13 protein-coding genes and 2 tRNA genes are annotated in these 19928 nt (G+C 60.2%); 5 read left to right on the top strand and 10 right to left on the bottom strand.

Annotated features, from left to right (window positions below):
* Positions 1 to 57: 57 nt before the first annotated feature.
* The gene (locus tag JWU58_RS24685) at positions 58 to 4539 is read left to right on the top strand and encodes an NEL-type E3 ubiquitin ligase domain-containing protein (protein WP_206421140.1); all 4482 of its coding nucleotides are present in this window, start codon (positions 58 to 60) and stop codon (positions 4537 to 4539) included.
* A 38-nt stretch (positions 4540 to 4577) separates the two neighbouring features.
* Here the strand turns inward: JWU58_RS24685 and dnaB are convergent, their stop codons facing one another.
* The 7 genes from dnaB to rnr form a co-directional block, all read right to left on the bottom strand.
* Positions 4578 to 5975: a replicative DNA helicase gene (gene dnaB / locus JWU58_RS24690; protein ID WP_016771936.1), complete on the bottom strand. Its 1398-nt coding sequence runs from the start codon at positions 5973 to 5975 to the stop codon at positions 4578 to 4580.
* 119 nt (positions 5976 to 6094) lie between these two features.
* Positions 6095 to 6541: a 50S ribosomal protein L9 gene (gene rplI / locus JWU58_RS24695; protein ID WP_003221136.1), complete on the bottom strand. Its 447-nt coding sequence runs from the start codon at positions 6539 to 6541 to the stop codon at positions 6095 to 6097.
* 18 nt (positions 6542 to 6559) lie between these two features.
* Positions 6560 to 7453, bottom strand: a complete 894-nt coding sequence (locus tag JWU58_RS24700; protein WP_016771937.1) for a hypothetical protein — start codon at positions 7451 to 7453, stop codon at positions 6560 to 6562.
* Between the two features lie 36 nt (positions 7454 to 7489).
* Positions 7490 to 7720, bottom strand: a complete 231-nt coding sequence (rpsR, locus tag JWU58_RS24705) for a 30S ribosomal protein S18 (RefSeq protein WP_002551829.1) — start codon at positions 7718 to 7720, stop codon at positions 7490 to 7492.
* Positions 7721 to 7749: 29 nt separating this feature from the next.
* Positions 7750 to 8172, bottom strand: coding sequence for a 30S ribosomal protein S6 (gene rpsF / locus JWU58_RS24710; RefSeq protein WP_016771938.1), 423 nt, complete (start codon positions 8170 to 8172; stop codon positions 7750 to 7752).
* A gap of 238 nt (positions 8173 to 8410) precedes the next feature.
* Positions 8411 to 9181 carry a 23S rRNA (guanosine(2251)-2'-O)-methyltransferase RlmB gene (rlmB, locus tag JWU58_RS24715; protein ID WP_206421141.1) on the bottom strand — a complete coding sequence of 257 codons (771 nt, stop codon included), beginning with the start codon at positions 9179 to 9181 and terminating at the stop codon, positions 8411 to 8413.
* Positions 9178 to 11808, bottom strand: a complete 2631-nt coding sequence (gene rnr, locus JWU58_RS24720; protein WP_122610363.1) for a ribonuclease R — start codon at positions 11806 to 11808, stop codon at positions 9178 to 9180. Before rnr ends, rlmB begins: the two co-directional genes overlap by 4 nt.
* A 225-nt stretch (positions 11809 to 12033) precedes the next feature.
* Here rnr and JWU58_RS24725 point away from each other — a divergent pair.
* The 4 genes from JWU58_RS24725 to JWU58_RS24740 all read left to right on the top strand — a co-directional run bounded on the left by JWU58_RS24725 (position 12034) and on the right by JWU58_RS24740 (position 15148).
* Positions 12034 to 12120, top strand: a tRNA-Leu gene (locus JWU58_RS24725).
* Between the two features lie 180 nt (positions 12121 to 12300).
* Positions 12301 to 12387, top strand: a tRNA-Leu gene (locus tag JWU58_RS24730).
* Between the two features lie 185 nt (positions 12388 to 12572).
* A complete protein-coding gene (locus tag JWU58_RS24735) occupies positions 12573 to 13583 on the top strand; it encodes an extracellular solute-binding protein (protein WP_110602744.1) in 1011 nt (336 codons plus the stop codon).
* Entirely contained in the window at positions 13583 to 15148 is a 1566-nt protein-coding gene (locus JWU58_RS24740) for an ABC transporter permease (protein ID WP_016771942.1), read from the top strand. Before JWU58_RS24735 ends, JWU58_RS24740 begins: the two co-directional genes overlap by 1 nt.
* 90 nt (positions 15149 to 15238) lie before the next feature.
* Here the strand turns inward: JWU58_RS24740 and JWU58_RS24745 are convergent, their stop codons facing one another.
* The 3 genes from JWU58_RS24745 to JWU58_RS24755 form a co-directional block, all read right to left on the bottom strand.
* The gene (locus JWU58_RS24745; RefSeq protein WP_110602740.1) at positions 15239 to 17173 is read right to left on the bottom strand and encodes a methyl-accepting chemotaxis protein; all 1935 of its coding nucleotides are present in this window, start codon (positions 17171 to 17173) and stop codon (positions 15239 to 15241) included.
* Between the two features lie 139 nt (positions 17174 to 17312).
* On the bottom strand, positions 17313 to 18602 hold the full coding sequence (locus JWU58_RS24750) for an adenylosuccinate synthase (RefSeq protein ID WP_206421142.1): 1290 nt from the start codon (positions 18600 to 18602) through the stop codon (positions 17313 to 17315).
* Between the two features lie 54 nt (positions 18603 to 18656).
* The gene (locus tag JWU58_RS24755; RefSeq protein ID WP_016771944.1) at positions 18657 to 19844 is read right to left on the bottom strand and encodes an ATP phosphoribosyltransferase regulatory subunit; all 1188 of its coding nucleotides are present in this window, start codon (positions 19842 to 19844) and stop codon (positions 18657 to 18659) included.
* Positions 19845 to 19928 lie beyond the last annotated feature (84 nt).

Here is a 19928-nt window from a genome sequence, read left to right on the forward strand (position 1 = left end):
CGCCCCAGTCTTGACCCAACCGCGTTGAGCAGCCCGCCAATCCGCGCTAACCGGCGCATGGACAGCAACGATCCTGATGCAATCATCCCGGCGCCGAATGTCACAGTGCATGCGGCTGCATCAGCGCTGCAAACCGTGGTCAACACAGGCCACCCCGTCGAGCATTACCGCCTCGCTGTCGCAACCGGCTTGCCTGACGCCGACGCCGAAGGCCTGAGGACATTCAAGGGTCGTCACTACGTGGAAATGGCCGACGGCGGTTTCGTGCAGGTGAGCAAGGATTCGCCGAGCGGCCTCTGGCGCGCCGGGCTGGCGAGCGAATCGAAGCCCTCCGGACCGCTGATGCTGCACGATCCGGAGAGTGGCAGGTGGCATGCGCTGGAGTTCTCGCCGCCGAGCACCTTCGCTTTATCGGTGACACGCCTGCAAGCGTTTCGCACGCCGTTCGACTTCAGTCATAGCTCACGCGACAGCGATGGGCTGTACCGCCATGACGGCAAACTCTACGCAGTGATCGACAATCACAGCTATCAGGTCCTGCACGATCACGATGCTTCGACGCCTCTGACCGAGGTGATGCGCATCGTCCGCCCTGAAGATCCTGTCGCCGCTGACGTCGATAACATCTACAGCGCTACGCGCCCGGGCAGATCAGAGCCTGTCGTATTCGATGCCGATCAGGGCTGGCAGGGCATCGTGGTCGGCGGGGCCGGCGGGATGCAGCGCGGCAGTGCCGACCAACCTGCTTCACCGGGGCTGCGCGAGCGGCTCAATGCTGCGGTCAACCGACTGCGAACGCCCCAGTCGCGACTGCGAAAACTCTATCCATCTCTGGACAGCGAGCAAATCCGCACGCTGCTGCGCACCCAGGGTGACGATGTACCAAGCTTTTTGACGCGCCTCGAGAATGAATACAAGACCCTGAAGCTGGAGCTGGCGACCTGGTTGAAAACCAGTGAGCTGGCCGGCGGGGCGGCCCATCCCTCGGTGGAGCGCGCCGCGCAAGAGATCAAGCGCTGCTGGAAACGTCAGACAGGTACAACGTTGCAACTGGATCTTGGCGACGCAGGCATTGTTCCGCTGTCCGCAGATTTCAGCCATGTCCGCACGCTGCACTTGCAGGCGGTCGCCTGGTCGGAGGGGGGCGAAAACTTCCTCAAGGGGTTCACTGCCCTGGAGCGTCTGAAAATCAATGCCTCGGCGCTCGCCAGGCCGCCGGCGAACCTTGCGCAAATGCCAGCCCTCAAGGAGTTGGACCTGCGAGCGAACCACATTGAACTGAGCGACCAGACCGCCAGCGAGCTGGCTTCGCTCAGCCAACTGGAAAAACTCGACCTGTCGGACAACCCGCTGGGCAAGGCCCCGGATTTCAGCGGCATGCCTGAGCTCAAGTCCGTGGGTCTGCGCAATGCACAACTGGATGACTGGCCAACCGGATTGCAGCATCAATTGGCGATGGAGTCGCTCGATCTGCGCAATAACCGATTGCGTGAAATTCCGCAGACAGTCATCAGCCCGGCGAGTGATCAATTGCTCGCCATAGCCAACATCAACCGCATCACCCTGATCGAAGGCAACCCCTTTGCCAGCGGCTATTGGCGGCGGCTGGAAGTCTACTGGCAGCGGGTTACGGCGGAATATCCGGCACTGATCACCAGCGCACGCACAGGTGCATTCCGGATTGATGGCGACATCCCTGAAGTCGCCATGCTGCTGCAGATGTATCCGGACAAAACGCCACAAACCGCCCGGGAATACCTGATTGGCCTGGGGGACAGTGCAGAAGCCACGATCAGCCAGCGTTTCGCAGAGTTCAAGGCGCTCGATGCGCAACTGCTGGCCTACGTCGCCGACAGCCAGCCGGGAACATCCAGCGTGGCCGGCCGGGAAAAGGCTCGGGCAGAACACATTGCCCGGATCATCAAGGACTGCTGGCTCCAGCAATCGCCGCACCTTGCGCTGCCACCACTGAAAGGACAGCTACCACCACTGACTGCCGACTTCAGTCGGTTGACGTTGCTCACTCTTGATAGCGTAGTCTGGTCCGACACTGCCGACACGTTCCTGTCGCGGTTGCCGAATCTGGAGAATTTGACGATCAGCCATTGCGGTCTGGAAAAATTGCCCGCAGACATCAGCGCGATGAGCCGGCTCACCCACCTGAATCTGACCTCAAACCAGATAAAACTCGATGAGAACAGCGCTGGTGCATTGAGTGCATTGCACCAGTTGGTCAGCATCGACCTGTCGAACAACCCACTCCAGATGCTGCCCGATTTCAGTGCGATGTCCGGGCTGCAGACACTGGGCCTGAAGAACACCGGCATCAGCGAGTGGCCCACCGGCCTGGCTGACAAGATCACCTTGACCGGCCTCGACCTCAGCAACAATAAACTGCGCGAAGTCCCCGACGCACACATCAACCCGCCAGCCGATCAATTGGCTGTGGTCGCGCGGATCAACAACCACACGCTGCTTGAAGGCAATGACTTCCCTTCGCCTTACTGGAGGAAGTTCGATCGCTACTGGCGAAAACTCAACGAACTGCATCCGCAGTTGATGACTCCGGCCCACCCCGCTGTATTCGACAGTGAGAACTCGCGCGCGCAGCGCTACCGAAAACTGTTTCCGAGCAAAAGCATCAAGGAATGCCGGGAGTTTATCTGGAACCATGACAAGGCCACTGTCGCGACCAGGCTGTTGGAGCTCGAGCAGGATTTCGCCGTGTTGAAAAACCAGCTGGATAACTGGGTTTTTTCAGGAGGCAGCAATCCTCTGCGCTATATCCGCGTCAATCAGTTGCAGATCAACACCCAAACCCGCAATGAGCGCATCGAGGCACGGGATCGGATCATCAGTTGCTGGCGACGTGAAACGCCGCAGAAACACGCCTTCGACGGCACGCCGATAGGTCTGGAACTGGATTTGAGCGGCCTCACGTTGCCGACCCTGCCGGATCTGAACACCGATTTCAGCCATGTCGGCTCGCTCAAACTCAACAACATGAATCTCACCGAATCCCCGGAAGGTTTTCTGACCCGCTTCCGCCATTTGCGCTGGCTGAACATGGCCAACAATCGTCTCAGGGATCTCCCGCCGGCCATCGGCGAAATGCACGGGATGACCCGTCTGTTCCTGCAGGGGAATCAACTCGAACTGACCGCCGAGACCGCGCAGATACTGGCCGGAAGAACGACCTTGAGGGCCTTGTGGATACACGATAACCCGCACTTGAACGTGAGCCCGGATTTCAGCGCGATCACTGATATCCGCGAAGTCGACATGTCAAACACCGGCATCGGAAGCTGGCCAGCCGGACTGTTCGATCAGCCCCTGTTGGGCAGGATACTTCTGAACAACAACCGGATCACGAACCTGCCCAGCTTTGTCGTCGCACCGGCAGCGGATCGCCTGAGGCATTCGATTCAGGTCAACAGCGGCACTCAGATAAGCGATAACCCCCTGAACGAATACACTCGAGAACGCCTGGCCGGCTACAGTGAGCGGCTGCGCCACTCCGCAACATCGCTTTACAATCCTCTGAACCTGCTGACCACTTCTGTCCCGGCAGCCCGCCCGCAGCCGGCGCTAATGAACGCTGCGTCGGCCTATCCGCAGTTGACCATCGGTATGACGGCAACCGAGGCGACGAAACGCACCGCGCAGCTGGACAGACTGAAAGCACAGGACGGCTCGGATGGCTTTTTCAACATCATTTCCAGACTCGGCCACCACGCCGATTTCCGTCGGCAGGTCTGGGACGTGGTCGATGCCATCAGCGAGAACAACGTGCAATCACGCGCTCTGCGCAGAGATGTTTTCGATCGCGCCTGCGAAGCCGGCTGCACTGACCTTGCCGCCGCCACGTTTACTGACCTGCAAGTGCTGACCATGACGCATACGGCCAGAGTGCAGGCAAGGCAAGACGGGGATGGCACTCGCCTGGTGGACCTGTCCAGAAGTCTGTTCAGGCTAAGGCAGGTCGATGAACTGGCCGCAGCAGATATCGCTGCGAGCAGGACAATCGCCAACGATCCACAGGCTCCAGCGCGTGAGCGCAATACCCAGCGCCTGCGCCTGAGCGACCCGCATGAAATGACCATGGCCTACCGCTTTGGCCTCAAGGATCGGCTGCAGTTGCCGTTTCAGCCGCAGACGCTGTCCTTTATCGGCATGGCCGGCGTCACACCGCCCATGCTGGAAGTCGCCTACCGTAAAGTCATCGCCTTGAACGGCTCTCCCGAAGAGTTTCAGGCTCTGGTGTCGATGGAATTCTGGCAGGACTTCATCACGCACAAATATCCGTCCCGGTTCGACGCCGCACGTCAGCCTTATCAGCAGAAACAGGCGGCACTGGACGAGCAATTCGCGAAAAAAGTACTGACCCAGGCCGAATACGACGCGCAAACCAATGACGTCACTGCACAGTTGGCCATTAGCGAAGCGACGCTGATCCAGTCACTGACGCGCGAGGAAATTCGCCCCGGTGAGGCAGTTGAAAAGCCTGCCAGCAGCGAGACGGCAGTTTCGGCCGATTGAAGCAGGCCACGACAGCAGCCGGATGATCCGGCCTGCTGTCATTCGTCGTCGTCGAAGTTGTAACTGCCCGGTGCGAGGTTTTCGAAGCGCGTGTATTTACCGATGAACGCCAGCCGAATGAAACCGATCGGGCCGTTACGCTGCTTGCCGATGATGATTTCGGCGATGCCCTTGTGCTCGGTTTCCGGGTGATACACCTCGTCGCGGTAAACGAACATGATTACGTCGGCGTCCTGCTCGATCGCTCCGGATTCCCGCAAGTCGGAGTTCACCGGGCGTTTGTTCGGGCGCTGTTCGAGGGAACGGTTGAGCTGCGACAGCGCCACTACCGGACAGTTGAATTCCTTGGCCAGGGCTTTCAGGGATCGCGAGATCTCGGAAATCTCGTTGGTGCGGTTGTCACCGCTGGACCCGGGAATCTGCATCAGTTGCAGGTAGTCGATCATGATCAGGCCGACATCGCCGTGCTCACGTACTAAACGACGAGTGCGCGCGCGCATTTCCGACGGGCTGATGCCGGCGGTGTCATCGATGAACAGTTTGCGGTCGTTGAGCAGATTGACCGCCGACGTCAGGCGCGGCCAGTCGTCGTCTTCGAGTTGGCCGGAACGCACTTTGGTCTGATCGATTCGGCCGAGCGAAGACAGCATACGCATGATCAGCGATTCGCCTGGCATCTCGAGGGAGTAAACCAGGACAGCCTTCTCGCTGCGCAACACGGCGTTTTCCACTAGGTTCATCGCGAAGGTGGTTTTACCCATCGACGGACGGCCGGCAACAATGATCAGGTCGGACGGCTGCAAGCCGCTGGTCTTCTCATCGAGGTCGGTGTAACCCGTAGACAGACCGGTGATCGCGTCGGCGGTGTTGAACAACGTGTCGATGCGGTCGATGGCCTTGGTCAGCAGCTCATTGACGCCGACCGGGCCGCCGGTCTTGGGCCGCGCTTCGGCGATCTGGAAGATCTGCCGTTCGGCTTCGTCGAGGATTTCTTCAGCGGTGCGACCTTCCGGGTTGAAGGCGCTGTCGGCAATCTCGGTGCTGATGCCGATCAATTGGCGCAACGTCGCACGCTGGCGGACGATCTGCGCATAGGCCTTGATGTTGGCGACGGACGGGGTGTTTTTCGCCAGTTCGCCAAGATAGCCGAGGCCGCCGACTTGCGACGTCTGACCTTCCTTATCCAGTTGTTCGGCAAGGGTCACGACGTCGATCGGCGAGTTCTGATCGGCCAGTTTGGCGATCGCGCGGAAAATCAGACGGTGGTCATGTCGATAGAAATCGCCATCGGAGACTTGATCGAGCACGCGTTCCCAGGCGTTGTTGTCCAGCATCAGACCACCGAGTACGGCCTGTTCGGCCTCGATGGAATGCGGCGGCACCTTCAGGGCAGCGGTTTGCAGATCGTATTGCTCGGGAGCGGAGATATCGTTCATGGCCACTTGAGTATTAGTGAAAAGCAGGGAATTCAGAAAGACAAAGGGCACGACCTGTAAACAGGATCGTGCCCGATGTTAACCGCCTGACGGACAAGCCGCCAGCCGATCCGTGTTGCTTAAGCTGCTACCACGACAACGCGTACGGTGGCTTCAACTTCGGCGTGCAGGTGCACGGCCACGTCGAATTCACCCACGTTGCGGATGGTGCCGTTCGGCAGACGAACTTCGCTCTTCTGCACTTCAACGCCGGAGGCGGTCAGTGCGTCAGCGATGTCGTGAGTACCGATCGAACCGAACAGCTTGCCTTCGTCGCCAGCGGTGGCAGTGATGGTCACTTCCAGCTCGGCCAGTTGGGCAGCACGGCTTTCAGCCGATGCCTTACGGTCTGCGGCGGCTTTTTCCAGCTCGGCGCGACGCTCTTCGAACGCAGCCAGGTTGGCAGCGGTCGCAGCGGTAGCCTTGCCGAAAGGCAGCAGGTAGTTACGGCCGTAACCGGCCTTAACGTTTACTTTGTCGCCCAGGTTGCCCAGGTTGGCGATTTTTTCCAGAAGGATCAGTTGCATGTGAAAATCCTCTAACTTTTAACCTTCACCGTTCGCGCTGTCGGTGTCTTTCGACACGTGACGACCGCGAAAATCAATCAGGCTGTCGACAATGGCCAGAACCACGAGCAACGGATAGATCAGCTGCATGAACAACAGCAGCGTGACGTACAACCCCACCAGCCAGAAACCGGCCAGTCGCTTCTGCCCGACCAGCCCGTGAATCAGGGCCAGCCCGGCGAACACCAGCGGTACACTGCACAACGGCGTCAACATGGCCATCTGTGCACCGAGATTCGGGCCCAGAAGCATCAACGCCAGCAGTAACATCGCCGGCCCCAGCGGGATGCGGATGGCGCGAAACTCGCGACCGAAACCACCCGGGTTGTACAACAACGCCTGCCAATGCCGCCCGACAATCAGGCTCAGCACGCTGACGATCTGCAACAAGGCCGCAATCAGTCCGGTCAGGACTGGTGCAATCAGGGACGCGAAACGCGCTTGCTCATCGACCGACAATTGCTTGTAGGTCTCACCGAGAAGTGCCGGCATGACCTTTATAAGGGCCTGTGCAAGCATCTCGATCTGGGCCGCAAACGCGACCCCGAGCACCACTGAAAACACCACTCCGATCACTACGCTGACCAGCAGCGTGCGGACCCAGGATTCGCTTGCGCGCAAAACCAACGCAAGCCCCGAAGACCCCAGCAGCACCAGAAGTGCCCGTGGGTCGTCGGCATACAGCCACCAGATCAATGCCGGCAGCAGTCCCAGTGACAGAACGCCAAGGGCGTCCGTCAATCCGCGCCGCAGCAGCACAAGGCTCCCGGCGGCAGCACCCAACCAATACAACAACGGCAATGTTGCACATCCGGCCACCACGAGAGTGGCCTGCATTCGGCCTCGCATGATGAACTCAGCTAAGGCGCGCATGCATTCAATCCTTTGCTACTTGTCGACTGCCCGGTCTCAGCGGCCGTGGCTGTCGGTGTAGGCCAGCAGGGCCAGGAAGCGGGCGCGCTTGATAGCGGTGGCCAGCTGACGCTGATAACGAGCTTTGGTACCGGTGATGCGGCTTGGAACGATTTTGCCGGTCTCGGATACGTAGGCTTTCAGAGTGTTGAGATCTTTGTAATCGATCTCTTTCACGTCTTCAGCGGTGAAGCGGCAGAATTTACGACGACGGAAGAAACGTGCCATTTGATAGGCTCCTTAATAAGGTCCGTGGATTACTCGTCAGCGTTATCGCTGTTGTCGCTGTCATCACTGTCGGTGCCTTCGGCGCCTTCGTGCTCAGGACGGTCGCGACGCTCACGGCGCTCACTGCGGTTTTCTTCAGCCTTGAGCATCTCGGACTGGCCGGTAACGGCTTCGTCGCGACGGATGACCAGGTTACGGATCACTGCATCGTTGTAGCGGAAGTTGTCTTCCAGCTCGGCCAGGGCCTTGCCAGTGCACTCAACGTTCAGCATCACGTAGTGAGCCTTGTGAACATTGTTGATTGCGTAGGCCAGTTGACGACGGCCCCAGTCTTCCAGACGGTGGATTTTGCCGCCGTCTTCTTCGATCAGCTTGGTGTAACGCTCAACCATGCCGCCGACTTGCTCGCTCTGATCCGGGTGGACCAGAAAGATGATTTCGTAATGACGCATGAATGCTCCTTACGGGTTGTAGCCTGCCGCTCAAAAACGGTCAGACAAGGAGTGAATGACACTTATGGACTTGCTGGCGCGGGGCACATGCGTGCCTGCCGTCACAGCAAGGGGCGCAATTGTAGAGAAGGGACTGCGGGGGCGCAAGGCAATTGGTGATTATTTGAACAGCAGCTATGAGCTACAAGCCTCAAGCTGCAAGCGGACCGCTTTTGACTTGAGGCTTGCAGCTTGCAGCTTATAGCTTGCGCGAAGCGCTGGCCTTGGCCTTCGCACCGCGCTGGCGCTGGGCTTCGAACAGGCACACGCCGGTGGCGACCGATACGTTGAGGCTGCTGACGCTGCCGGCCATCGGCAGGTTCACCAGATAGTCGCAGTGCTCGCGGGTCAGGCGACGCATGCCTTTGCCTTCGGCGCCCATGATCAGGATGGTCGGGCCGGTGAGGTCCTGGTTATAAATGCTGACCTCGGCTTCACCTGCGGTGCCGACTACCCACAAACCGCGCTGCTGGAGTTTTTCCAGAGTGCGCGCCAGGTTGGTCACGGCCACCAGCGGAATCACTTCCGCGGCGCCGCAGGCGACTTTACGCACCACCGGAGTCAGCGTGGCCGACTTGTCCTTCGGCACGATCACCGCCAGCGCACCGGCCGCATCGGCCGAGCGCAGGCAGGCGCCGAGGTTGTGCGGATCGGTCACACCGTCGAGCACCAGCAACAGCGGCGCGCCTTCGGTGCGATCAAGCAACTCGTCGAGCATGGCCTCGCCCCAGACCTGACTCGGGCTGACTTCCGCGACCACGCCCTGGTGCACGCCTTCAACCCAGGCGTCCATTTCGCGACGCTCCGCCTGGCCGACCTGAACACGGTTTTCATTGGCCAGCTCGACCAGCGTCTGCACGCGCGGATCGTTGCGGCTTTCCGCCAGCCAGATCTGCTTGACGCGTTTGGGGTGGTGACGCAGCAACGCTTCTACCGCATGAACGCCGTAGATTTTTTCCAACTGACTCATGACTTCGCCTTCGGTTTACGCGCCCCGCCACTTTTGGCTGGAGCGGAACCCGCTTTTGGCGGGCCCTTACGGTGTTTGCTCGGCTTGGCTGGCTTGCCGTCGGTCGCCCTGTCAGGCGCCGACCGTCCGGTCTTTCCCCCGGACGCCGCTTTACCACCGTTTTTCGCATCGGCCAGCAAGGCCTTCTTCAATTCACGGCTTTTGCGCAGCTCGGCGTTTTTCGCCACGGCGTCGCTCGGGCGATAGGCTTCGGCGACCTTTTCCTTGGCCGGACGACGGCTGGCGGTTTTCGCTGGAGCCTTTTCTTCCGCAGCCTTGGCAGCAGGCGCAGCGGTTTCGGTGCCACGTTTTTTGCGACCAATCGGCGCGCTGATGGTTTTCTCGGCCATCTCGAAGTCGATCTTGCGCTCGTCTAGGTCGACGCGCATGACGCGTACTTCAACGGTGTCGCCAAGACGGAAACTGCGACCGGTGCGCTCGCCCGCCAAGCGGTGGTGCACAGGATCGAAGTGGTAGTAATCGCCCGGCAGCGCGGTGACATGCACCAGGCCTTCGACGTAGATATCGGTCAGCTCGACGAACAGACCAAAACCGGTCACTGCGGTGATCACGCCCGGGAACGACTCGCCCACGCGATCCTTCATGAACTCGCACTTGAGCCAGTTCACCACGTCGCGGGTCGCCTCGTCGGCACGGCGCTCACTCATCGAGCACTGCTCGCCGAGCTGCTCCAGCGCCGCTTCGTCGTACGGATAGATGCGCGCTTTCGGAATGGTCATCGCACCGGCACGACGGACGTGCGGGGTATCCTGTTTCGAATGGATCACACTGCGGATCGCACGGTGCGTCAGTAGGTCCGGGTAGCGACGGATCGGCGAGGTGAAGTGGGTATAGGCTTCGTAATTCAGGCCGAAGTGGCCATCGTTTTCAGCGCTGTACACCGCTTGGCTCAACGAACGCAGCATGACGGTCTGGATCAGGTGGAAATCCGGACGATCCTTGATGCTCGCCAGCAGGGCCTGATAATCCTTCGGCGACGGACCGTCCTTGCCTTTGTGCAGGGACAGGCCGAGCTCACCGAGGAACGCGCGCAGTTTTTCCAGACGCTCTGGCGGCGGACCGGCGTGAACACGATACAGCGCAGGAATTTCGTGCTTCTTGAGGAATTCGGCAGTGGCCACGTTGGCGGCCAGCATGCACTCCTCGATCAGTTTGTGCGCATCGTTACGCACGGTCGGACGAATTTCGGCAATCTTGCGCTCGGAGCCGAAGATGATCCTGGTTTCCTGGGTTTCAAAATCGATCGCGCCACGTACGTGACGGGCGGCCAGCAATACCTTGTACAACGCGTAGAGCTGCTTGAGGTGCGGCACGACGTCGGTGTACTCGCCACGCAATTTGCGCGCTTCGGTAGCCTTCGGCGTTTCCAGCATCGCGCTGACCTTGTTGTAGGTCAGACGGGCGTGGGAATGGATCACCGCCTCATAGAAGCAGTAGTCGGTCATTTCGCCGGACTTGGAGATGGTCATCTCGCAAACCATGGCCAGACGATCAACCTGAGGATTCAGCGAGCACAGGCCGTTGGACAGTTGCTCCGGCAGCATCGGAATCACGCGCTCGGGGAAGTACACCGAGTTGCCGCGAACCTGAGCTTCGTTGTCCAGCGCCGAGCCGATCTTCACGTAGCTGGAAACGTCGGCAATCGCCACGTACAACTTCCAGCCACCGGAGAACAGGCGCAGCTTGCCCGGTTTGGCTTCGCAGTAGACCGCGTCATCGAAGTCGCGGGCATCTTCGCCGTCAATGGTGACGAACGGCAGATGACGCAGGTCGATGCGCTTTTCTTTGTCTTTTTCTTCAACTTCCGGCTTGAGCTTGGCAGCTTCTTTCACAACCGCTTCAGGCCAGACGTGCGGAATGTCGTAAGTGCGCAGGGCAACATCGATTTCCATGCCCGGCGCCATGTAGTTGCCGACCACTTCGACCACATCGCCTTGCGGCTGGAAGCGCGGCGTTGGCCAGTGGGTGATTTTCACTTCGACGAACTGACCGATCTGCGCGTTGGCGTTGCGGCCCGGCGTCACCAGCACTTCCTGCTGGATCTTCGGATTGTCGGCAACCACGAAACCGATGCCGCCTTCTTCGAAGTAGCGACCAACGATGGTTTCGTGAGCGCGGGACACCACCTCGACGATCACGCCTTCACGGCGACCACGACGGTCGAGACCGGAAACCCGGGCCAGCGCACGGTCACCGTCGAACACCAGACGCATTTGCGCCGGGCTCATGAACAGGTCGTCGCTGCCGTCGTCCGGCACCAAGAAGCCGAAACCGTCACGGTGACCGCTGATGCGGCCGAGGATCAGGTCGAGCTTGTCGACCGGCGCGTAAGTGCCACGGCGGGTGTAGATCAGTTGAGCGTCGCGCTCCATGGCGCGCAAGCGGCGGCGCAGGGCCTCGATCTGGTCTTCTGTGGTCAGACCAAACTCTTCGACCAGTTGCTCGCGGGCAGCAGGCGAACCCCGATCGGCGAGGTGCGCCAGGATCAGTTCGCGGCTGGGAATAGGGTTTTCGTATTTTTCCGCTTCACGAGCGGCCTCGGGATCGAGGGACTGCCAATCGGCCATTAGAGAGTTTTCACCTTGTCTATATGCGGGTTAGTTTGGCATAGGCGCCGGGAAACGGGAAATTTCCGCTTCTATAAGGCTGTGCAAGGCCTTGTATCGACGCTCGGACACCGTTTTGAACGCCGCTGGTAAAAAAATTCAGTTTTTTCTGCGGCAGGGGTTTACAGTTAAAAAGGCGCTCCGTATAGTGCGCGCCATCGACGACGCACAAGCGCTTTCGATGATGCCCAGGTGGTGAAATTGGTAGACACGCCAGCTTCAGGTGCTGGTGACCTTACGGTCGTGGAAGTTCGAGTCTTCTCCTGGGCACCAATTTCGAGTTTGAGACTAGATCAGTTTCAACACTCACACAAAACCCGCGAAAGCGGGTTTTTTGCATTTGCGGGAAAGCTTTTGCTCACACTGATTTATTAAAACCAAATCAGGGGTTTACAGATCAAAAAGGCCTCCGTATAGTGCGCCACATCAACAGCGGCAACGCTTGCGATGATTGCCCAGATGGTGAAATTGGTAGACACGCCAGCTTCAGGTGCTGGTGACCTTACGGTCGTGGAAGTTCGAGTCTTCTTCTGGGCACCAATTCAAATTCAAGGTTCAGGCCTTGGATTTCACAAAAACCCGCGAAAGCGGGTTTTTGCGTTTCTGGCTTCCTGAATTTCGCCATCCCTACAGGATCGCTAGTCGCCCCACAAGGCGCACTTGAGAAACAATATCGTTTATCATTGTTGCAAGTTTTTGCAATGCGACAGTGAGGAACCCTGCGAATGACGTTTCGAAATACCCTGCGCCGAGGCCTGACCTTCACCCTCCTCGGCCTGGCACTCGCCACTCCCCTCACCCAGGCTGCCGATGCGGTTTCCCTGACTCTCTACAACGGCCAGCACAAGGAAGTCGGCGACGCGATTGCCAAGGCTTTTGAAGCCAAGACCGGCATCCACGTCAACGTGCGCAAAGGCAGCAGCAACCAGCTCGCCAGCCAGATCATCGAAGAAGGCGACCGCTCGCCCGCCGATGTGATCTACACCGAAGAGTCGCCGCCGCTGAATAACCTCGGCGAACAGGGTCTGCTGGCCAAGGCCGATGACGCCACCCTAGCGGTTTTGCCGGAAAAATACGTCGCCGCCAACGGTACCTGGATCGGCATTACCGCCCGCGTACGCGTGGTCGCGTTCAACCCGAAACTGATCGATGAAAAAGACCTGCCGAAATCGGTGATGGAATTCTCCGAGCCGCAATGGCAAGGCAAGGTCGGCTTCGTTCCGACCAGTGGCGCCTTCCAGGAACAGGCCGTAGCAATCATCAAGCTGCACGGTCGTGACGCCGCCGAAGAATGGCTGACCGGCCTGCGCGCGTTCGGCAAGACCTACAGCAACAACATGGTCGCACTCAAAGCTGTGGAAAACGGCGAAGTCGCTACCGTACTGGTGAACAACTACTACTGGTTCGCCCTGCAACGCGAGAAAGGCAAGCTCGACTCCAAGCTGCATTATTTCACCGGCGGCGACGCTGGCGGCTTGATCACCGTGTCCAGCGCTGCCGTGCTGAAATCCAGCAAACATCCAAAAGAAGCCCAGCAATTCCTCGCCTTCATGGCCAGCGAAGAAGGTCAGCGCGTGATCACTCAGACCACCGCCGAATACCCGCTGCACAAAGGCATGGAGTCGGATCGCGGCCTCAAGCCGTTCAGCGAACTGGAAGCGCCGAACGTCACTCCGGCGGATCTGGGCAATGCTGAAGAAGCGCTGGAGCTGGAACGCGAAGTTGGCCTGAACTGATGGCAGCATCGTTATCGGCCCCCGCCGCGCGCGGGGGTTACGTGCCACGACGCAAACGGCCGTCAATCTGGCTGGTGCTGCCGGTATTGCTACTGGTGGTCATGAGCCTGCTGCCACTGGCCTATGTCGGACTGAAAGCCTGGCAGGCCGGCTGGGCCGAGGCGCTGCATTTGCTGTGGCGCCCGTATGTGTTTGGCCTGTTGCGCAACACCTTGGCACTGATGGTCGGCGTGACGGTTACCTGCGCCGTGATCGGTCTGTCGCTGGCATGGCTGCTGGAGCGCAGCAATCTGCCGGGGCGGCGGCTATGGGGCGTGATCCTGTGCCTGCCGTTTGCGGTGCCGGCGTTTGTCAGCAGCTTCACCTGGGTCTCGCTCAGCGCGCAATTCGAAGGCCTCGGCGGGGCGATTCTGGTGATGAGCCTGTCGAAGTATCCGCTGATCTTCCTGCCAGTTGCGGCGACCCTGCGCAATCTCGATCCCTCCCTCGAAGAATCCGCCCGCACGTTGGGACAGAATCGCTGGGGCGTATTTTTCCGCGTCACCCTGCCGCTGCTGTGGCCATCGCTGCTGGCCGGTTCGCTGCTGATTGCCCTGCACATGCTGGTGGAATTCGGCGCGCTGTCGATCATCGGCCTGCAGACCTTTACCACGGCGATCTACCAGCAATTCGAACTGGAATTCAGTAACGCTAACGCAGCGATGCTTTCGGCGGTGTTGCTGGCGCTGTGCCTGCTGCTGTTGTGGCTGGAGCTGCGCGTGCGCGGCAAGGGCCGGCATGTGCGCACCGGACAGGGCGCAGCGCGACAGGCTGAACAGGTAAAGCTTGGACCGTGGGCGGCGCTCGGTCAGTTGTATTGCCTGTTGCTGGCGATTATCGGCAGCGGCGTTCCGCTGGGCATGTTGGCCTACTGGCTGGCGGTCGGCTCATCGGCGGCGTTCCCCGTAGCTGCGATCACTGAGGCGCTGCTGTCTTCGCTGGCACTGTCGTTGGGCGGCGCGGCGCTGTGTCTGGTGCTGGCCGTTCCGGTCGGACTGCTGGTGGTGCGCTATAAAGGCCAATTGGCAATCTGGGCCGAACGCCTGCCTTATCTGCTGCACGCGCTGCCGGGGCTGGTGATTGCGTTGACGCTGGTGTATTTCGCCCTGCATTACGTGCCGGTGCTGTATCAGACGTCGGGCTTGCTGCTGATCGCCTATGCGCTGCTGTTTCTGCCACTGGCGCAGGCGCCGATTCGTACGGCACTGAACAAGGCTGCGCCACAGCTGGAAGAAGCCGCGCGGACCTTGGGCGCATCGTCGTTCACGGCGTTTTGCCGGGTGACATTACCGATCATTTTCCCGGCACTGGGCGCGGCGTTTGCGCTGGTGTTTCTCGATGCGATGAAGGAATTGACGGCGACGTTGCTGCTCAGCCCAACCGGACTGAATACGCTGGCGACCGAGGTCTGGGCGCATACGGCGAATGTCGAGTTTGCCGCGGCGGCGCCTTATGCGGCGTTGTTGATTGTGGTCTCGGGGTTGCCGGTTTATCTGCTGACGACGCGGATGTATCTGAGCCGCTGATACCGTATTCGCGAGCAGGCTCGCTCTCACAATGGATTGAGTTTCCCTGTGGGAGCGAGCCTGCTCGCGAAGAGGCCAGCCCGGATACCACTAAGCGCGGAACTGCCCCAGGCTGGCTTTCAATTGCGCAGCCAGACCATCCAGCACCTTGCCACTGGCCGTGGTTTCCACCACTGCCTGCGCCGCTTTCTCGGCCTGTGCATGAATCGTCTCGACGCGCCCACGCACTGCCTGTGCACCCTGCGCCTGATGCGCTGCTGCTTGCGTCGCCAGACCGATCGCCGCGTGCACCTGCTCAACCGAAGCCTGCACCGACTGCTGCAACCGCGCACTGTCGCGCAAGACCAGCAAACCTTCGCTGGCCTGCCGTCCGGCCTGACCAATCGCCTCAACCGCCTCACGTGCGCCCTGTTGCAGAGCAACGATGTGCGCTTGAATATCGCCCGTCGAGCTCTGCGTTTTGCTCGCCAGTGCACGCACTTCATCCGCCACCACGGCAAACCCACGCCCGGTTTCACCGGCGCGCGCCGCCTCGATCGCAGCATTCAATGCCAGCAGGTTGGTCTGTTCGGCGATGCCGTGAATCACCGTCAGCACCACCTCAATCTGCTCGCTCTGCTGCGCCAGTCGCTCGATAACCTTCGCCCCGGTATCGACCTGCCCGGCCAGCGCTTCGATCAGGCTGCCAACTTTCGCCGAAGTCCGGGTGTTCTCATCGGTGGCCTGACGAATATCGACAACCTGCTTCAGCGCCGCCTGCATTGCCTGACTTTCCGACTGCGCCTCGTCTGCCATTTGCGACAGCGCGCGAAGGCTTTCTGCAACTTCATCGCGCTGCATTCCGGCAGCCGCATCGGCGCCAGCGTTGCGCAAAGTCATCGCGCCGATTTCCACGCCAGTGCGCTGAGCGACATCGCCCGCCTCGCGTACGATCGGCTGCAATTTATCCACAAAGCGATTGACCGCCGAAGCCATGTCGCCGATTTCATCCTTGCTGTTGATCTGCACACGCTTGGTCAGATCGCCCTCGCCCGCTGCCAGATCGTCCATCGCCGCATTGAGCATTTTCAGACGATTGACCACACGATGACCGAGCACCACGGCCAGCAACAGCAGCACGCCACAACCGACCAGTGCCAGGCCAAGGCCGATACGCCAGCGCAGTGTCGCGGCAGCGTCTTGAACGGTTTGTGCGGTGTTGGCTTTCATTTCGCCAGCGGTGCCCTGCGCCGATTGCAGGCGCGCCTGCATTGCCTTGGCGCTGTCCGCCGCTGCGCCTTTGAGGCTGTCGCCGACCAATTGATCGCTGCTGGCAATTAGCGCGAGGAAGCGCTTGTCGAGCTCGGCCAGATCGGTTTCCACCGAGGCCGTGGACACGCCCATCAGCACTTTGCCGATTTCCACGCCATTGGGATTGATCGAGGCTTCGAGGTAGTAAACCGAAGGATCGTTTTTCGCCGCATCGAGTACTTTATCCAGCGCACGCTCGCCCTGACCTTTTTCCAGCAAGGCCTTGTTGATCGGATTTTCACGGTTGAGATAACGGGTCAGATGCTGGCCGGTGGCGTCGTCATACACCACGAACAGCACGTTGGGATTGCGCTGGGCGCGACGAGCGAACTCCGAGAGCGTCGGCACGTCGCTGTCCCACATCGCACGCGGCGCTACGGATGCAAGCAACTGCGCCATGTCGTTGGCCGAATCCTTCAGATCCTTTTCCAGCGTCGCCCGCAGCTGCGCCTGCTCTTCTTTGAGGCGTGCGGACAGGCCAGCCGTGAGGCGCTGACGAGTGCTGGCCGATAACGCATCAAGACTTGAAGTGACTTCACGCCCCGCCTGCTCCAGCTCACCGGAGAGTTTCTGGCTGTCGGCACCCAGGCGCACGGCCAGATCGGCTTCCAGCGCGGTCACCGTGCTCCGCGTCAGGGCAACCGCCACCAACACCTGCACCAAAAGGGCGATACCAAGGGTAACGAACACCGGCCGCAACAAACGGCTTTGTAACAGTGAGAGAACGGCTGACACTTTAAATCCCTCTACTTCTGACGCCATTAATTTGATGGCACTCTTGTAGACAGATTCACAGCAAAGGTCATGCCGTCCAACAGGCATAAACGACAAAGGCCCCGATTAAGGGGCCTTTGTTTTTTACATCAACAACTTATCAAGCGAACGGATGACGCAGAACGATGGTTTCGTTGCGGTCCGGGCCCGTCGAAATAATGTCGATCGGCGCGCCGATCAACTCTTCAACGCGTTTGATGTAGGCACGAGCATTGGCCGGCAGCTCTTCCAGAGTCTTGGCACCCACGGTCGATTCGCTCCAGCCCGGCACTTCTTCGTACACCGGCTGCAGGCCGACGTAGCTGTCAGCATCGGTCGGCGCGACGGCATTGCCTTGCGCATCCTTGTAGCCGACGCAGATGTTGATGGTTTCCAGACCGTCAAGCACGTCCAGCTTGGTCAGGCAGATGCCCGAGATGCTGTTCACGTCGATAGCGCGACGCAGGATGACGGCGTCAAACCAGCCGCAACGACGGGCGCGACCAGTGGTGGCGCCGAACTCGTGACCTTGCTTGGCCAGGTGCGCACCGACTTCGTCAAACAGCTCGGTCGGGAACGGGCCGGAACCGACGCGAGTGGTGTAGGCCTTGGTGATGCCCAGGATGTAGTCGAGGAACATCGGACCCACGCCCGAACCGGTCGCCACGCCACCAGCGGTGGTGTTGGAGCTGGTCACGTACGGGTAGGTGCCGTGGTCGATGTCGAGCAACGAACCTTGCGCTCCTTCGAACATGATGTCCTTGCCGGCACGACGCAGCTCGTGCAGCTCGGCAGTCACGTCGAGCATCAGCGGCTTGAGCAGCTCAGCGTATTCCTTGCACTCGACCAGGGTCTTTTCGAATTCGATGGCTGGCTCTTTGTAGTAACCGACCAGCATGAAGTTGTGGTAATCCACCAGTTCACGCAGCTTGTCTTCGAAGCGCGGCATGTTCAGCAGGTCGCCGACACGCAGGCCACGACGGGCAACCTTGTCTTCGTAAGCCGGGCCGATGCCGCGACCGGTGGTACCGATCTTCAGCTCGCCACGGGCCTTTTCACGGGCCTGGTCCAGCGCGACGTGGAAGGACAGGATCAGCGGGCAGGACGGGCTGATACGCAGGCGCTCGCGCACTGGTACGCCTTTCTCTTCCAGCTTGGTGATCTCGCGCAGCAGGGCGTCAGGTGCAACCACCACGCCGTTGCCGATCAGGCATTGCACGCCTTCGCGCAGCACGCCCGATGGAATCAGGTGCAAGACGGTTTTCTCGCCGTCGATCACCAGCGTGTGACCCGCGTTGTGGCCACCCTGGTAGCGCACTACGGCGGCAGCATGTTCGGTCAGCAGATCAACGATCTTGCCTTTGCCCTCATCACCCCACTGGGTGCCCAGGACTACGACATTCTTACCCATAACACTTGTCCTCATTCGCGCAAACTTGGTGCCGGCGATGGCCGGCAGGAAAACTCAAGAAGCCAGTGGCGATACTTGCCAAAGCCCGTTCTGCTGAATCAATTGCCGGTCGCAGTCCGCATCACGGGCGGCGGCCAAAGGTTGTCCAGGCAAGGCCTGAACGACACGCTGACCCTCACTGCGCAACTGGCAAACCTGCTGCCAGAGTGCCGCATCCGTACTGTCAGGCATCCAGATACCGCCAGACGGTAGCTCGATCTCAGCACGCCCCAGGGTCACCAGGGTTTTCAAATCGGTAGAGAAACCAGTCGCCGGACGGGCGCGACCGAAGTCGGCACCGATGTCATCGTAACGACCGCCCTGAGCGATGGACTGGCCAACGCCCGGCACGAACACCGCGAACACCACACCGGTGTGGTAGTGGTAGCCGCGCAACTCGCCGAGGTCGAAATACAGCGGCAGCTGCGGAAAGCGCACGGAAAGACGCTCGGCGATCGCCAGCAGATCTTCCAGCGCCGCCAGCACCGGCGCCGGGGCATTGGCCAGACGCTCGCGGGCAGCGCTCAACACTTCACGGCCGCCACACAGATCAACCAGTGCGCGCAGCATGCCCGACAGATCGGCCGGCAGGCCTTCGGTCAGGGTAATTACTTCATCGATGGCCTTGCGCTGCAGGGCATCGAACAACTGCTGCTCGACTTCACCGGACAGACCAGCGGCACGCGCCAGACCACGGTAGATGCCGACATGGCCGAGGTCCATGTGCACGTCCGGCACATCGGCCAGTTGCAGCATGGCCAGCATCAGGCTGATGACTTCGACGTCGCTGCTCGGGCTGGCGTCGCCGTACAGCTCGGCGCCCAGCTGGATCGGGCTGCGCGAGGACGACAATGCACGCGGCTGGGCATGCAGGACGCTGCCGGCGTAGCACAGACGGCTCGGGCCTTCGCGACGCAGGGTGTGCGCATCGATGCGCGCCACTTGCGGCGTGATGTCGGCACGGAAACCCATCTGCCGGCCCGATTGCGGGTCGATGACCTTGAAGGTACGCAGATCCAGGTCCTGGCCCGCGCCGGTCAGCAGGGATTCCAGGTACTCGATATGGGGAGTCACGACGAACTCGTAACCCCAGCTCTGGAACAGATCCAACACCTGACGACGCGCAACTTCAATGCGCGCCGCCTCCGGTGGCAGTACTTCTTCGATGCCATCTGGCAGCAGCCAGCGGTCTACCGTTGCCATTACGCCATTCCCCTTTGATCCGGGCGGCCAGCACGAGGGCGAGCCTTGAGTGAAGCAGAAAATGATCGGGGCGTTCAAAACGCA

Origin of the sequence: Pseudomonas atacamensis (assembly GCF_017167965.1) — a bacterium.
Classification (GTDB): Bacteria; Pseudomonadota; Gammaproteobacteria; order Pseudomonadales; family Pseudomonadaceae; genus Aquipseudomonas; species Aquipseudomonas atacamensis.

Coding starts and splice junctions, on each gene's coding strand:
- JWU58_RS24740 (WP_016771942.1), top strand. CDS start 13,583: ATGGCAGCATCGTTATCGGCCCCCGCCGCGCGCGGGGGTTACGTGCCA.
- rnr (WP_122610363.1), bottom strand. CDS start 11,808: ATGGCCGATTGGCAGTCCCTCGATCCCGAGGCCGCTCGTGAAGCGGAA.
- rpsR (WP_002551829.1), bottom strand. CDS start 7,720: ATGGCACGTTTCTTCCGTCGTCGTAAATTCTGCCGCTTCACCGCTGAA.
- dnaB (WP_016771936.1), bottom strand. CDS start 5,975: ATGAACGATATCTCCGCTCCCGAGCAATACGATCTGCAAACCGCTGCC.
- JWU58_RS24755 (WP_016771944.1), bottom strand. CDS start 19,844: ATGGCAACGGTAGACCGCTGGCTGCTGCCAGATGGCATCGAAGAAGTA.
- JWU58_RS24700 (WP_016771937.1), bottom strand. CDS start 7,453: ATGCGCGCCTTAGCTGAGTTCATCATGCGAGGCCGAATGCAGGCCACT.
- JWU58_RS24735 (WP_110602744.1), top strand. CDS start 12,573: ATGACGTTTCGAAATACCCTGCGCCGAGGCCTGACCTTCACCCTCCTC.
- JWU58_RS24750 (WP_206421142.1), bottom strand. CDS start 18,602: ATGGGTAAGAATGTCGTAGTCCTGGGCACCCAGTGGGGTGATGAGGGC.
- rlmB (WP_206421141.1), bottom strand. CDS start 9,181: ATGAGTCAGTTGGAAAAAATCTACGGCGTTCATGCGGTAGAAGCGTTG.
- rplI (WP_003221136.1), bottom strand. CDS start 6,541: ATGCAACTGATCCTTCTGGAAAAAATCGCCAACCTGGGCAACCTGGGC.
- rpsF (WP_016771938.1), bottom strand. CDS start 8,172: ATGCGTCATTACGAAATCATCTTTCTGGTCCACCCGGATCAGAGCGAG.
- JWU58_RS24685 (WP_206421140.1), top strand. CDS start 58: ATGGACAGCAACGATCCTGATGCAATCATCCCGGCGCCGAATGTCACA.